The sequence below is a fragment of the Fodinicurvata sediminis DSM 21159 genome (assembly GCF_000420625.1).
In the GTDB taxonomy this organism is placed as follows: Bacteria; Pseudomonadota; Alphaproteobacteria; order Kiloniellales; family DSM-21159; genus Fodinicurvata; species Fodinicurvata sediminis.
Genome location: NZ_ATVH01000015.1, coordinates 57,799 through 71,526, shown reverse-complemented (window position 1 = coordinate 71,526; position 13,728 = coordinate 57,799). Strand labels below are relative to the sequence as shown.

Genomic DNA, 13,728 nt, shown 5'->3' with positions numbered 1-13,728 from the left:
TGAGGTCCTTTCCGGTGAAACGCGGCACAACAGGTATCGACGGAAAATCAGGCCAGCGCGCTGTAGCCCATCTTTATGGCTGTGAGCGCCAGGAAGATGGCAAACAGGCGGCGCAGTATATTGGGCGAAACGACATGGGCCATCCTGGCCCCCCAGGGGGCCGCCAAGGTCGTCAGCGGCGCGATGATGACAAAGCCCAACAGGCTGACATACCCCAGCGACAAGGGCGGCAGGCGCGGGTCACCCCAGCCAGAGGCCATGAAGGTCAGAGCGCCGGGCAGACTGATCAGCAGGCCGAAGAAGGATGAGGTGGCCACGGCGTTACGCACGGGATAGCCACAGGAACTGAGCACCGGGACGGTGAAGGTACCGCCCCCAATGCCGATCAGGGAGGAAACAAAACCGATCAGCAGCGGGATTGGCTGTGCCTTCGCCCCCTTGGGCAGTCCTGCAAAGAGCTGTGAGCCTTCCTTGCGCACCGTCAGGTAGATGGCGACCGCCATCGCCACGATCGCAAAGAACAGCGACAGCTCCTGGCTGTCCAGGAAACGCGCGACCAGGCCGCCGGCCACGGCGCCCAGGGCAATGGCCAGGGCCCAACGCTTCGCCAGGGTCCAATCGATAGCGCCCCTGCGATGATGTGCCCGGGCCGAGGACAGGGAGGTCGCGACAATGGTCATCAGGGAGGTGCCCACTGCGATGTGCATGCAGATGGCAGGATCCACCCCGACCAGAAGCAGGCTGCTGAAAAGGACAGGCACGATGACGATGCCGCCACCAACCCCTAGCAAGCCGGCCAGTATACCCGCCGCCACCCCGGCTGCGGCCAGTGCGGCGATCAGGTAGGTGAAATCCATCCAGTTGACGTCCAAGACCGATGTGTCCCCAGTGTCGTTTTTGATCTTCAGGTCAGCTTGCCGAACAGGCATAATCCATCTGACCAGCCGGATCACGGATTTCCCTTCAGCCTCAAATGGCATGCCATTCTGGGGGCGCGTACCCTTAGGTCGGGCACCTGTATCAACGAGGCGACGCCTGAAATTACGAGGCTTGAAGAGGGCGGAAGGAAGTTGACAAGACCGGGGTGCAGTTGCAGGATTATCAGCATATTGCATACACTATTGCGTACTGAGGACAATGTCGAAGGATAGCGAGGCACGTTCGACGCGCGGTGCGTCTGTTGAGCGGGCGTATACCGAGATTCGCCAGCGTGCGATGACCTTTGCGCTTCGGCCTGGGGAGCGGATCAACGAGCTTCAACTGGCCAAGGAGCTGAACGTCAGCCGCACGCCGCTGCGCGAGGCGCTGAACCGCCTGACGGCAGAGGACTTGCTGACCTTTTCGGTGAACCGGGGCTTCTCCTGCCGCGAACTGGATACCAAGGAGATCTTCGATCTCTACGAGCTGCGCGAGGAGCTTGAGGTTGGCATCGTGCGCCGGGTGGCCGAGCGGGCGAGCCGGGCGGAGCTGGAGGAGGTCCAGGCCTTCCTGCTCGAGACAGCGGAACTGCCGGACCCCACGGATGTGGACCGCATGGTGGCGCTGGACATGAAGTTCCACGAGTGGATGGCAGAGCTCAGCCGCAATCGGCAGATGCTGGAGACCCTGAAGAGCATCAACACGCGCATCTACTTCGTGCGCTGGGTGGACATGACCGACACGCGCCGCGATGTCACCCAGGGCGAGCACCGCCAGGTGGTGCAACACCTGCTGGACGGCGAAGCCGAAGCCGCCGCGGTCGTCATGCGCCAGCACATCACACGGCGCATGGACCAGATCGTCGAGATGCTCAAGCGCGGCTACGCCTACATCTACGTGACACAGGCCATGAACGGTTCTGCGAACCACGGCTGAGTGAAAGACCCATAACAAGAAGAGAGTGGACCCTTGACCACGGACAACAAGACGAACCGGATGACGGGGGCGGAAGCCTTCGTGCGCGTACTTCAACAGCATGGCGTGAAACACATCTTCGGGCTGTGTGGCGATACCAGCCTGCCGCTCTACGATGCCCTGTACCAGCTCGACCACGGGATGACGCACATCCTGACACGCGACGAGCGTTCAGCCTCCTACATGGCCGATGTCTATGCACGCCTGTCGGGACGAGTCGGCGTCTGTGAAGGCCCCAGCGGCGGCGGCGCGACCTACATCCTGCCGGGTCTGGTCGAAGCGGACGAATCCTCGATTCCCGTGCTTGGCGTCACCACCGACATCGGGGTCGGCGGACGTGGCAAGTACACGCTCACCGAACTGGACCAGGAAAGCCTGTTCCGCCCGGTCACCAAGTGGAACAGCGTGATCGACCAGGGAGAACAGATTCCCAACACCTTGCGCCAGGCCTTCCGGCAGATGACCACCGGCAAGCCCGGGGCCGCGCATATCGGCCTGCCCTTCGACGTGCAGAAGCAGCCGGTCAACCAGGCCTCCGTCTGGGCCGACGACACCTTCGGGCACTATCCGGCCGCCCCCCAGACGCCGGACGGTCACAGCCTGGATGCGGCTGCCGAACTGCTGGTGAAGGCCAAGAACCCGATCATCATCTGCGGTGGCGGACCGCTCAATGCCGGCGCCAGCGGCGAACTCACGGCCCTGGCCGAAGCCCTGGGCGCGCCTGTGGCCACCTCCATCAGCGGCAAGGGCGTCATCTCCGAGCAGCACCCGTTGGCCCTGGGGGTCGTGGGAAGCAACGGCGGCACGATGGCGGCGCGCGAGGTGATCGACGCGGCCGACCTGATCCTGCTGGTGGGCTGCCGCGCCGGATCGGTCACCACCGAGCGCTGGCGCCATCCCCAGGCGGGCAGCTGCAAGATCGTGCACATCGACGCCGATCCCGGTGTCATCGGGGCCAACTATCCAACCGATGTCGCTGTCATCGGCGATGCCCGGCCGGCGCTGAAGGAAATCCTGAACCGCGTGCAGGCCGAGGCCGGCGACCGCACCGAACGGCGCCAGGCATCCGAGCGACGTGCCGCCGAACTCTGGAAGGCGCGCTTTGCCGACTTCGACCGCCTGGCGGCCCTGGAAGACGACCTGATCCGGCCCGAACGCATCGTGCATGAGATGCAGGCGCTGCTTCCGAAGGATTCGGTCATCGTGGCCGATCCTGGCACGCCCTGCCCCTATATCTCGGCCTACTACCGGCTGGAAGAATCAGGGCGCCGTTTCATCTCGAACCGCGCTCACGGTGCACTGGGCTATGCCATGCCGGGCGCACTGGGCGCCTGCTATGCGCGCCCGAACGCCCGTGTCGTGGCCTTCGTGGGCGACGGCAGCTTCGGCTTCAACGCCGGCGAACTGGAAACCCTCGTGCGCATGAAGGCACCGATCACCGTGGTGGTGGCCTCCAACGCCGTCTATGGCTGGATCAAGGCCGGCCAGAAGAGCGGCTTCGGCGAACGCTATTTCTCGGTGGACTTCGACCGCACCGACCATGCCAGGGTGGCCGAGGCCTTCGGACTGAAGAGTTGGTCCGTGAAACAGCCCGGAGACCTGCGCGGTGCCCTGAAGGCCGCCTTCGAGGCCGACGGCCCGACCCTGGTCGACGTCATCACGCAGCCCCTGCACGAGGCCAACGCACCTGTCAGCGAGTGGGTGGCGTAACGTCCCCCACCCGACAAGACACCCTCATTCCTCGTCCGCAAGCTCGGTCTTGATCACGGACGAGGAATGCAGTGTCCGGTGCACCGGGCACTTGTCCGCAATCTCCAGCAAGCGCTGGCGTTGTTCGTCCGAAAGATCTCCTTCCAGCCACACCCTCCGGCGGAAGACATCAACCTTCCCCTCTCGCGTTTCGCACTCCGCGCAGTCCTCGGCGTGCCGCTTGTCGTGGCTCACATCCACCGACACATGCGACAGCGGCCAGTCCTTGTGGCGCGCATACATGCGTATGGTCATGGCCGTGCAGGCACCAAGTCCCGTGGAGAGGAACTGATAGGGGCTGGGCCCGGCCTCGGTGCCGCCGTGAGAAGCGGGCTCGTCGGCCGTCAGCTGGTAGCGGCCATCCACCACGACATCCTGGCGAAAACCGCTGGTTGAGGCCTCGCTGACACGCACCACGCCCTCCGGTGCGTTGGCCGCCGGCTTTTCTGCCGGCAGTTTCAGGTAGCGCTGTGACCAAGCCGCAATCACCTCGGCCACATACTCCGCATCGTCGGCCTTGCTGATCAGGTGGTCGGCGTCATCCAGGGTGATGAAGGACTTGGGATGCTTTGCGGCCAGGAAGATCTCGCTGGCGTTCTCGATACCGACGACCGCATCCCGTGGGCCATGCAGGACCAGAAGGGGACGGTCCAGGTCCGCGATGGACCGGGCAAGCACGCTTTCCTCGATGTCCTCGATGAACTGTTTCGTCAGGACGAAGGGGCGTCCTCCCAATTGGACCTCTGCCGAACCCTCTTGGCGGATCCGCTCCAGGTCGGCCCCCAGATGACGCAGGACATGCTCGGGGGCAGTCGGTGCGGCGATCGTGACCACCGCCCGGGCCGAGGCGATATCGGCGGCCGCCTTCAAGACCGCAGCCCCACCCAGGGAATGACCGATCAGCAGATCGGGCGCCAGGTCGCGTTCCTCCAGCTCCCGCGCCGCCAGCACCAGATCCTCGACATTGGACGAGAAATTGGTGTTTGCGAACTCGCCTTCGGAATGGCCCAGTCCGGTGAAGTCGAACCTCAGCACCGCAATGCCCAGGGCCGCCAGCCGCGCGGCGATGCGCCGGGCCGCAGCCAGGTCCTTCGTACAGGTGAAGCAGTGCGCAAACAGCGCAACCGCCCGCACCTCCCCCTCCGGACGATCCAGGCGTGCGGCCAGGGCCTCGCCCGTATGTCCCGTGAACTCCAGTTTCTCCACTTTCATGACCCTGTCTCCTCTCCTGCCGCATTGCGCTTCCCTGTCATATGGGGACGCACTTCAAGCCCCGACAACATGCCCTTGCGTTAACCTGCATCAAGGCAGGTCCCGCGCAGGCTCTCATAGTTGGACGCGTAATCCGTGCAACAACGACATTCCCTGGAGCGCGCAATGAACACGAACACGATCAAGACAACTCTGGTGGCCGCAATGATCTCCGCCGGCCTGGCAGCAACTGCTGGAGCAGCCCTGGCGCATGATACCAAGGCAAGGCCCCATGGTTACTCCGGCATGTATCACTGGGGCCCGCATCACGGCACACAGGATTGGTACGAGCATCCCATGATGGGCGATGGCATGGGCCCCGGCTACGATGATCGACGCAGCTACGGACCCCGGCAGGGCTACGGGCCTGGTCCTGGCTATGGGCAAGGCTATGGCCCTGGTCCCGGACCTGGTCCCGGACCTGGTTACGGGATGGGCCCTGGTTATGGCATGAGGCCAGGCTACGGAATGGGTTCCGGCTATGGCATGGGCCCCGGTTACGGAACAGGCCAGCCCCTGACCGAACCACTCTCCACAGGGGATGTGCGGCAGATGCTGGAACAGCGCCTCGCCTGGCAGGGCAACCCCAACATCAAGCTTGGCGATATCGAGCAGGCGGACGACAACCGCATCACAGCCGAGATCGTCACCCAGGACGGTTCCCTCGTCCAAAAGCTTGAGATCGACCGTCAGACCGGCTTCATCATGCCGGTGAACTAACCCGGACCCAGGCCCTGGCGACAGGAGTCCGCCCAGCCGTCCCCTATCGCTTGTAGTGTTCCTCCAGGCTGCGCACCAGCTCCTTTAACTGCTCTGCCGTCAAGCGCTCCTGGGCCAGGGGAAAGACCGTCATCTCCAGCCAGGCCACATGGCGCTTCTGCGTATCCGCAAAGGTCTCGCTGGCCAGCTTGACCTTCGTCTCGAGACCTTCGCTCGAACCCTGGCCGTAGTCCGCCAGCAGGCCGGCCAGGCGTACAGCCTTGCTGCGGTCCTGGCCGTGTTCCAGGCTCAACTGCGCGATCGGTTCGCTCACGGTATCCCCCACAAAGCAGGCCGCCTCCAGCAGGGGAAGGAAACTGCGTTCCAGCCAGTCCAGATGCGCGGGGTAGTCCCAGCGCAGATAGGGCACCAGGACGGGAATGCTGTGCTGGGCCAGACGGGATGCGTTTAGGGCAATGATTTCAAGCTGGGCACAGACCCTCAAGAGACGCGCGTTCTCGGCGGCCAGATGATCCAGAGGCCTTTCGAACAGGCTGGTGTCCACCGGCATCAGCAGCAGCGCGCCTGGAGCGGCCGGATTGTTTCCCGTCCCCTTCTCCCAGCCGGCGCCCATCATGTCCGAAAGCCCCTCTACTGAACCAGGGGCGAGCCGGCCGCCTCGATCTCCAGTCCCTCGATCTCCGCCTGGCCGGCCAGGATCGAGATGTACTGCCGCACGGCACGCCGCCAGGTCTGTTCCTGCAGATAGGCGGCGATTGTTTCCTCCGCCTCCTCAAAGGCAATCTCCTCGCCGCCTTCCCGGGCCTTCAGGTGAACCACGTGATAGCCATAGGGGGTCGGCACGGGCGTCGGGATAAGCTCTCCGGGCCGCCCCTCGTAGAGAAAGGTCTCGAACTCCGGCACGGTCTGGCCCTTCACGACCCATCCCAGGTCGCCGTCTTCCTCTTTCGAGGGGCAAGCGGAGTGTTCGCGGGCCAGCGGCCCGAAACGCTCGGGCGTTTCCAGCAGGATATCCAGCAGCTCCTGCGCATGGACCCGGGCCGCTTCACGGGCAGCCTCGTCTTCGGGTGCAGCCGGCAACAGGATATGCGCCACCTGGAAACGATCCGGCTTTCGGAAGCGGTTCTTGTTGTTGTCGTAGAAACGCCGGCAGGCTTCGCGGTCCGGCTGGGGAATCTGCAGCTCCTGCTTCAGCAGGGCATCGATCTGCCGCTCCTCCTCGGTGGACTCGTCTTCCTCGTCTGCCTGAGGGGGAACCACCACTTCCTGCTCCACCGCCTGCTGCATCAGCAGCTCGCGCACCACCAGTGCCTGGGCGGCCTCCTCCCAGGCTTCCTCGCGACTGTCGGCTGGATGATACTGCATCTCGCGGCCGATGGCCTCCTCGCTGATCTCGCTGCCATTGACCCGGATCATCTTGCACCTCCCGCCTTGCGGCTGCGCACGACCTGATAGTTGCGTGTCAGATATCCAAACGGCGCGCTCCAGATATGGACCAGGCGACTGAAGGGGAAGACCAGGAAGACCGTCAGGCCCAGGAAGATGTGCAGCTTGAACACCCAGTGCGCGCTGGTGACCAATTCGGCGGCCCCACCCTGGAAGGTCACGATCTTCTGGGCCCAGAGCATGAAAGCCATCATCTGGTCCCCCTCGGGATGGCCCAGCGAGATCGGGATCGAGATCAAGCCCAGGATCAGCTGAGCATAGAGCAGGAAGAGGATGAAGATATCCATCTTCGTGCTGGTGGCGCGAATGCGTGAATCGGTCAACCGCCTGTGAATCAACAGGGTCAGGCCGGCAAAGCACATGATCCCGAAGATTCCGCCCGCCACGATCGCCAGCATCTGCTTGGCGGCATGGGATATTCCAATCGCATCAAAGATGACGATCGGCGTCAGCAGGCCGACCAGATGTCCCAGAAACAGGCCGATGATACCGATGTGGAAGAGGTAGCTGCCCCAGGCGAACTGACGCTTGCGCAGCAACTGGCTGGACCCCGACCGCCAAGTGTAGGGGTCGCGGTCATAGCGGACCAGGCTGCCGATCAGGAAGACCGCCAGCGCGATATAGGGATACAGGCCGAAAGCGGCATAGTTCAGGTATTCACTCATGGCTTCAGGGCTCCTGTCCCGGCATGGTCGATGGGCCATGGTTCTGCAGACCCGAGCAGGAAGGGGCCCCTGGCCCGAAGGTCACGGGCTCTTCCTCCCAGTCGCGATCCAGTTCGTCGAGAGACTCCGGCTCGCTGGCCATGCCGGCCAGCACGGCCGCAATTTCCTCCTCGTCGGGCGTGCGGGCGGACAGTGCGATCAGGACCGAGAAGACGGCAGTGTAATCCGTCTCCCGTGCCTGGGCACAGCGCTCCATGGCCGCCAGGGTATCGACGGCATCGGCCAGCAGGGCGCGCGCCGCCTTCTCCTCGATCAGCGAGGCGAACTCGCAGACCAGCGGCAAATAGTCCGGCAATTCGTTGGCCGCCAGTTCGAAGCCGTTCAGCTTGTAGACCGTGGACAGCGTCGTCATGGCCTCGCCCCGGCCGCGGCTGTCGCCATGCAGGTGCTCGTAAAGGTGAAGGGACAGCTGGCGTGAACGATCGAACAGGTGGACGTAGTCTGCCTGCAGGTCCAGCAGGTCCTGAGAGCGCAGTCGCGTGAACAGCGGCTGCAGGCTGTCCAGCTCCCTGCGGCCCAGAAGGCACTCGGCCTGCAGGACCGACTCCATTTCGTCCAGTGCAGCGATCATCTCCCGCTCGGGATAGGTCAGCAGCAGGCCCAGGATGCGGAAGCTTTTCATGACAGGCTCGCTTTCTTCAAGGCGCCCCGTATGGAGTTCGGTTTGCCGAACAGCCGCACATCACTGCTGTCCCCCTCCGAGCAGCCGTTGCCGAAGGAAAAGCCGCAGCCGCCTTGCAGGTCGTAGGTGTCCTCGACCTCCTCGCGATGCGTGGTCGGGATGACATAGCGATCCTCATAGGCGGCCAGCGCCATGACCTTGTACATCTCCTCGATCTGTTCGGGCAGCAGGTCCACTTCGCCCGCGATGTGATTGTTCAGCCGCCCGTGCACATGCTTGTCCCGCATGAAGATCCGCATGGCGAACATGCGCCGGATGGCGTTCAGAACCGGCTCCTCGTCGCCCGCGGTCAGCAGGTTCGCCAGGTACTGCATGGGTATACGCAGGTTGCGGGCATCGGGAATCTCGCCGTCGAACCCGATGTGGCCTTCCTCGGCCGCCCCCTGAATCGGAGAGAGAGGCGGCACGTACCAGACCATGGGCAGCGTGCGGTATTCGGGGTGCAGCGGGAAGGCGACTTTCCACTCGATGGCCATCTTGTAGACCGGGGAGTTCTGGGCCGCTTCCAGCCAGGCCTCCGGAATGCCCTGCTCACGCGCCTCGCGGATCACCTCGGGATCGTGTGGATCCAGGAAGATATCCAGCTGTGCTTCATAAAGGTCCTTCTCATCCGGTGTGCTGGCCGCTTCCTCGATGCGATCGGCATCATAGAGAATGACCCCCAGATAACGGATGCGCCCCACACAGGTCTCGGAACAGACCGTCGGCTGCCCGGCCTCAATGCGCGGATAGCAGAAGGTGCACTTCTCGGCCTTTCCAGACTGCCAATTGTAATAGATCTTCTTGTAGGGGCAGCCGCTGACGCACATGCGCCAGCCGCGACACTTCTCCTGGTCCACCAGGACGATGCCGTCCTCCTCGCGCTTGTAGATGGACCCCGAGGGGCAGGAAGCGACACAGGTGGGATTCAGGCAGTGCTCGCACAGCCGCGGCAGATAGAACATGAAGGTCTGCTCGAACTGCCCGTAGATCTCCTTCTCGATGTCCCGGAAATTGTAGTCCTGGGAGCGCTTCGAGAACTCGCCACCCAGGATCTCCTCCCAGTTCGGCCCCCAGTTGATCTTCTCCATGATCTCGCCGCTGATCAGCGAGACCGGCCGCGCCGTGGGCATAGTGGGGCTTTCCGGCGCCGTCTGCAGGTGTTCGTAGGTGAAGGTGAAGGGCTCGTAGTAGTCGTCTATCTCGGGCAGGTCGGGATTGGCGAAGATCTTGGCCAGGACCCGGAAGCGCCCGCCGATGCGCGGCTCCAGCTTGCCGTTCTTCTTGCGCTGCCAGCCACCCTTCCAGCGATCCTGGTTCTCCCAGTCCTTGGGATAGCCGACGCCCGGCTTGGTCTCGACGTTGTTGAACCAGACGTATTCCATGCCCTCGCGATTGGTCCAGACGTTCTTGCAGGTGACCGAGCAGGTGTGACAGCCGATACACTTGTCGAGGTTCAGGACCATGGAGACCTGTGCGCGAATTTTCATGGCGTGCTCTCCCTATTCCGCTGCCGGCGTGGCGGTGGTGCGACCGGGCAGGCCCTCGGCCTCCATCCAGTCAACGGTTTTCATCTTTCGGCAGACGATGAACTCGTCGCGGTTGGATCCGATCGTGCCGTAGTAGTTGAAGCCATAGCTTTGCTGGGCATAGCCACCGATCATGTGCGTCGGCTTGGTGACGATACGGGTGACCGAGTTGTGGATGCCACCGCGCAGGCCCGTGATCTCCGAGCCTGGGACGTTCACCACCTTCTCCTGGGCGTGGTACATCAGACACATGCCTTCCTTGACCCGCTGGCTGACCACGGCCCGCGCGGTCAGCGCCCCGTTGGCATTGAACAACTCGATCCAGTCGTTGTCCTCGATGTCGGCCTTGGCCGCATCGACCTCGCTGATCCAGACGATCGGTCCGCCGCGCGAGAGGGTCAGCATCAGCAGGTTGTCGGTATAGGTGCTGTGAATGCCCCACTTCTGGTGCGGCGTGATGAAGTTCAGCACAACTTCCTTGTTTCCGTTCTCGCGCACGCCGTGCGAGCCCTTCAGCGTGCGGGTGTCGATGGGTGGACGATAGACGGCCAGTGCCTCGCCGAAGGCCCGCATCCAGGGATGATCCTGATAGAGCTGCTGACGTCCGGTCAGGGTGCGCCAGGGAATCTGCTCGTGCACGTTGGTGTAGCAGGCATTGTAGCTGACCTTCTCGGATTCCAGACCCGACCAGATCGGCGACGAGATGATCTTGCGCGGCTGTGCTTGCACATCGCGATATCGTATCTTGTCGTCCTCGCGCGGCAGGGCCAGATGCCCATGATCCCGGCCCGTGGTGCCGCTCAGCGACTCCCAGGCCTTGACTGCCACATGCCCATTGGTTTCGGGTGCCAGTGACAGGATGACCTCGCAGGCATCGATGTCGCTCTCGATCCTGGCACGTTCCTCGCCACTGACGGGATCGCGCACCGTGCCGTTGAGCTGCTTGAGAAACTCGACCTCCTCGTCGGTCTTCCAGGCCATGCCCTTGCCGCCGTTGCCCTGGCTTTCCATCAGCGGGCCCAGCGAAGTGAAGCGGTGGTAGAGGTTGGGATAATCGCGCTTGACCACCGTCATGGCCGGCATGGTCTTGCCCGGGACGGCCTCGATCTCGTCCTTCTTCCAGTCCTTCACGTCCAGCGCCTGGGACAACTCGCCCGGGGAATCGTGCATCAGTGGTGTGAGCACCAGGTCTTCCTCCTCTCCCAGATGTCCAGGGCTGAGTTCGGAGACCTTGCGGGCCAGGCCCTTGAAGATGTTCCAGTCCGTCCGTGCCTGCCAGACCGGGTCCACGGCTGCCGACAGCGGATGGATGAAAGGATGCATGTCCGAGGTGTTGAGGTCGTTTTTCTCGTACCAGGTCGCTGTGGGCAGGACGATGTCCGAGTACATGCAGCTGGTCGACATGCGGAAGTCGATGGTGACCAGCAGGTCCAGCTTGCCTTCCGGCGCTTCGTCGTGCCAGGCGACCTCCTCGGGCTTCAGTTCGCCTTCGGCGCCCAGCTCCTTGCCCTGCACGCCATGATCGGCACCCACCAGGTGCTTCAGGAAGTACTCGTGCCCCTTGCCGCTGGCCCCCAACAGGTTGGAGCGCCAGACGAAGAGGTTGCGGGGATGATTGCGCGGGTCGTCCGGATCCTCACAGCTCATGCGCAGCGAGCCGTCCTTCAGGCGGCCGGACACATAGTCCGCCGGTGCCTTGTCCGCCTCCTTCGCCTTGCGGGTCAACTCAAGGGGGTTCTCCTCCAACTGCGGTGAGGACGGCAACCAGCCCATGCGTTCGGCGCGCACGTTGAAGTCGATCAGGCTGCCGGAAAACTTCGCCCGCTCGGCCAGCGGCGAGAGCACCTCGTCCACCGCCAGTTTCTCGTAACGCCACTGGTCGGTGTGAGCATACCAGTAGCTGGTGCTGTTCATCTGGCGCGGCGGCCGGCCCCAGTCGAGCGCGAAGGCCAGCGGCAACCAGCCGGTCTGCGGGCGCAGCTTCTCCTGTCCCACATAGTGCGACCAGCCGCCACCGCTCTGCCCGACGCAACCGCACAGGACCAGAAGGTTGATGATGCCGCGATAGATCATGTCCGTGTGGTACCAGTGGTTCAGCCCGGCCCCCAGGATCACCATGGACTTGCCGTGGGTCTCCTCGGCATTGCGGGCGAACTCGCGGGCGAGCGCGATGACCGATTGGCGCGGCACACCCGTGATCTGCTCCTGCCAGGCCGGGGTATAGGGAACGTTGTCGTCATAGGAGGTAGCGACACTCTCACCGCCCAGCCCAAGATCCAGCCCGTAATTCCCGCAAAGCAGGTCGAAGACAGAGGCCACCCAGACCGGGCCTTCCGCCGTTTCGATGCGGCGCACCGGCAGGTTGCGTTCCAGCACGTCTGTCCCCGGATTGCCATTGATCGGGTTGCCCTCGAAGTGCGGGTTCTCTCCCCCGCCGAAATAGGGGAAGGCCACCGACTTCACATCGTCTCGGCTGTCGGCAAGCGAAAGCGACAGCTCGGTATCCTTTTCGGCCGAAGTGCGTTCCTCCAGGTTCCACTTGCCCTTCTCGCCCCAACGGAATCCGATGGAACCCTGGGGCACCACCAGCTTGCCGGTCTTGCCATCGAAGGCCAGTGGCTTCCATTCCGCATTGTTGCTCTCGCCGCCCTGATCCGCCAGGTCGCTGGCACGCAGGAAACGGTCCGGGACCAGGCGCCCCTCCTGCTCGTTCAGGCGCACCAGGAAGGGCATGTCGGAATACTTGCGGCAGTATTCGCGGAAATAGGAAACCTCGCGGTCCAGATGGAACTCTCGCAGGATCACGTGCCCCATGGCCATGGCGAGCGCGGCATCCGTGCCCTGCTTCGGCGACAGCCACAGATCGGCAAACTTCGAGGCCTCGCTGTAGTCGGGCGAGATCACCGCACTCTTGGTGCCGCGATAGCGCACCTCGGTATAGAAGTGCGCATCCGGTGTGCGGGTCTGCGGCACGTTGGACCCCCAGATCACCAGGAATGTGGAGTTGTACCAGTCGGCACTCTCCGGCACGTCGGTCTGCTCGCCCCAGGTCTGCGGCGAGGAGGGCGGCAGGTCGCAGTACCAGTCATAGAAGCTCAGGCAGGTGCCACCCATCAGCGAAAGGTAGCGGGTGCCGGCCGCATAGCTGACCATGGACATGGCCGGAATTGGCGAGAAGCCGGCAATACGGTCGGGCCCATGGGTCTTGGCCGTGTGGATATTGGCCGCCGCGATGATTTCGTTCACCGTGTCCCAGTCCGCACGTACGAAACCGCCGCGTCCGCGCACCTTGCGGATCTCTCGCATCTTCTCGGGATCACCGGCAATGGACGCCCAGGCCGCTACCGGCTCCATGGTCTCGCGCGCTTCCTGCCAATGGCGGATCAAGCGCTTGCGCACCAGCGGGTACTTCACGCGGGCCGCAGAATAGAGGTACCAGGAATAGCTGGCACCGCGCGAACAGCCGCGCGGCTCATGGTTGGGCAGGTCGGGGCGCGTACGCGGATAGTCCGTCTGCTGGGTTTCCCAGGTGACCAGCCCGCCCTTCACGTAGATCTTCCAGCTGCACGAGCCGGTGCAGTTCACGCCGTGGGTGGAACGCACGACCTTGTCGTGCTGCCAGCGCTTGCGATAGGCCTCCTCCCAGGAACGATTCTCGTGGGTGGTCACGCCATGTCCGTTGGAGAAGTCCGTCCGGGGACGGCGGAAGTAGATCAGTTTGTCGAGAAAATGGCTCATGAATCTCTCCTTGCAG

11 protein-coding genes are annotated in these 13,728 nt (G+C 63.5%); 3 read left to right on the top strand and 8 right to left on the bottom strand.

The window, feature by feature from the left end:
* Positions 1-47 precede the first annotated feature (47 nt).
* Positions 48-872 carry a sulfite exporter TauE/SafE family protein gene (locus G502_RS0110800; RefSeq protein WP_211217830.1) on the bottom strand — a complete coding sequence of 275 codons (825 nt, stop codon included), beginning with the start codon at positions 870-872 and terminating at the stop codon, positions 48-50.
* Positions 873-1,137: 265 nt separating this feature from the next.
* Here G502_RS0110800 and G502_RS0110795 point away from each other — a divergent pair, with 265 nt between their 5' ends.
* Both G502_RS0110795 and G502_RS0110790 read left to right on the top strand, forming a co-directional pair.
* Entirely contained in the window at positions 1,138-1,854 is a 717-nt protein-coding gene (locus G502_RS0110795) for a GntR family transcriptional regulator (protein WP_022728678.1), read from the top strand.
* 33 nt (positions 1,855-1,887) lie between these two features.
* Positions 1,888-3,603: a thiamine pyrophosphate-binding protein gene (locus G502_RS0110790; protein WP_022728677.1), complete on the top strand. Its 1,716-nt coding sequence runs from the start codon at positions 1,888-1,890 to the stop codon at positions 3,601-3,603.
* 24 nt (positions 3,604-3,627) lie between these two features.
* Here G502_RS0110790 and G502_RS0110785 read toward each other — a convergent pair whose 3' ends face one another.
* Complete coding sequence (locus tag G502_RS0110785; protein ID WP_022728676.1) at positions 3,628-4,854, bottom strand: bifunctional alpha/beta hydrolase/OsmC family protein; 1,227 nt, start codon at positions 4,852-4,854, stop codon at positions 3,628-3,630.
* Between the two features lie 165 nt (positions 4,855-5,019).
* On the opposite strand from G502_RS0110785, the gene G502_RS22540 reads away from it, so the two are divergent.
* Positions 5,020-5,613 carry a hypothetical protein gene (locus tag G502_RS22540; RefSeq protein WP_081649770.1) on the top strand — a complete coding sequence of 198 codons (594 nt, stop codon included), beginning with the start codon at positions 5,020-5,022 and terminating at the stop codon, positions 5,611-5,613.
* 43 nt (positions 5,614-5,656) lie between these two features.
* On the opposite strand, the gene G502_RS0110770 is transcribed toward G502_RS22540, so the two are convergent.
* From G502_RS0110770 to G502_RS0110745, 6 genes are read right to left on the bottom strand one after another with little or no spacing between them, the layout of a single operon-like run.
* Positions 5,657-6,229: a hemerythrin domain-containing protein gene (locus G502_RS0110770; protein ID WP_022728673.1), complete on the bottom strand. Its 573-nt coding sequence runs from the start codon at positions 6,227-6,229 to the stop codon at positions 5,657-5,659.
* 14 nt (positions 6,230-6,243) lie between these two features.
* Positions 6,244-7,029 (bottom strand): peptidylprolyl isomerase, encoded by a 786-nt coding sequence (locus G502_RS19760; RefSeq protein ID WP_022728672.1) that lies wholly within the window; start codon positions 7,027-7,029, stop codon positions 6,244-6,246.
* A complete protein-coding gene (gene narI, locus G502_RS0110760) occupies positions 7,026-7,724 on the bottom strand; it encodes a respiratory nitrate reductase subunit gamma (RefSeq protein WP_022728671.1) in 699 nt (232 codons plus the stop codon). Before narI ends, G502_RS19760 begins: the two co-directional genes overlap by 4 nt.
* Positions 7,725-7,728: 4 nt before the next feature.
* The gene (narJ, locus tag G502_RS19755) at positions 7,729-8,406 is read right to left on the bottom strand and encodes a nitrate reductase molybdenum cofactor assembly chaperone (RefSeq protein ID WP_022728670.1); all 678 of its coding nucleotides are present in this window, start codon (positions 8,404-8,406) and stop codon (positions 7,729-7,731) included.
* A complete protein-coding gene (gene narH / locus G502_RS0110750) occupies positions 8,403-9,935 on the bottom strand; it encodes a nitrate reductase subunit beta (protein ID WP_022728669.1) in 1,533 nt (510 codons plus the stop codon). The genes narJ and narH overlap by 4 nt, the downstream gene beginning before the upstream one ends.
* A 12-nt stretch (positions 9,936-9,947) precedes the next feature.
* On the bottom strand, positions 9,948-13,712 hold the full coding sequence (locus G502_RS0110745; protein ID WP_022728668.1) for a nitrate reductase subunit alpha: 3,765 nt from the start codon (positions 13,710-13,712) through the stop codon (positions 9,948-9,950).
* Between the last annotated feature and the right edge of the window lie 16 nt (positions 13,713-13,728).

Excerpts from the sequence above, each read along its gene's own strand:
- narJ (WP_022728670.1), bottom strand. The coding sequence starts at position 8,406 with ATGAAAAGCTTCCGCATCCTGGGCCTGCTGCTGACCTATCCCGAGCGG.
- G502_RS0110745 (WP_022728668.1), bottom strand. The coding sequence starts at position 13,712 with ATGAGCCATTTTCTCGACAAACTGATCTACTTCCGCCGTCCCCGGACG.
- G502_RS0110795 (WP_022728678.1), top strand. The coding sequence starts at position 1,138 with ATGTCGAAGGATAGCGAGGCACGTTCGACGCGCGGTGCGTCTGTTGAG.
- G502_RS19760 (WP_022728672.1), bottom strand. The coding sequence starts at position 7,029 with ATGATCCGGGTCAATGGCAGCGAGATCAGCGAGGAGGCCATCGGCCGC.
- narH (WP_022728669.1), bottom strand. The coding sequence starts at position 9,935 with ATGAAAATTCGCGCACAGGTCTCCATGGTCCTGAACCTCGACAAGTGT.
- G502_RS0110770 (WP_022728673.1), bottom strand. The coding sequence starts at position 6,229 with ATGATGGGCGCCGGCTGGGAGAAGGGGACGGGAAACAATCCGGCCGCT.
- narI (WP_022728671.1), bottom strand. The coding sequence starts at position 7,724 with ATGAGTGAATACCTGAACTATGCCGCTTTCGGCCTGTATCCCTATATC.
- G502_RS0110785 (WP_022728676.1), bottom strand. The coding sequence starts at position 4,854 with ATGAAAGTGGAGAAACTGGAGTTCACGGGACATACGGGCGAGGCCCTG.
- G502_RS22540 (WP_081649770.1), top strand. The coding sequence starts at position 5,020 with ATGAACACGAACACGATCAAGACAACTCTGGTGGCCGCAATGATCTCC.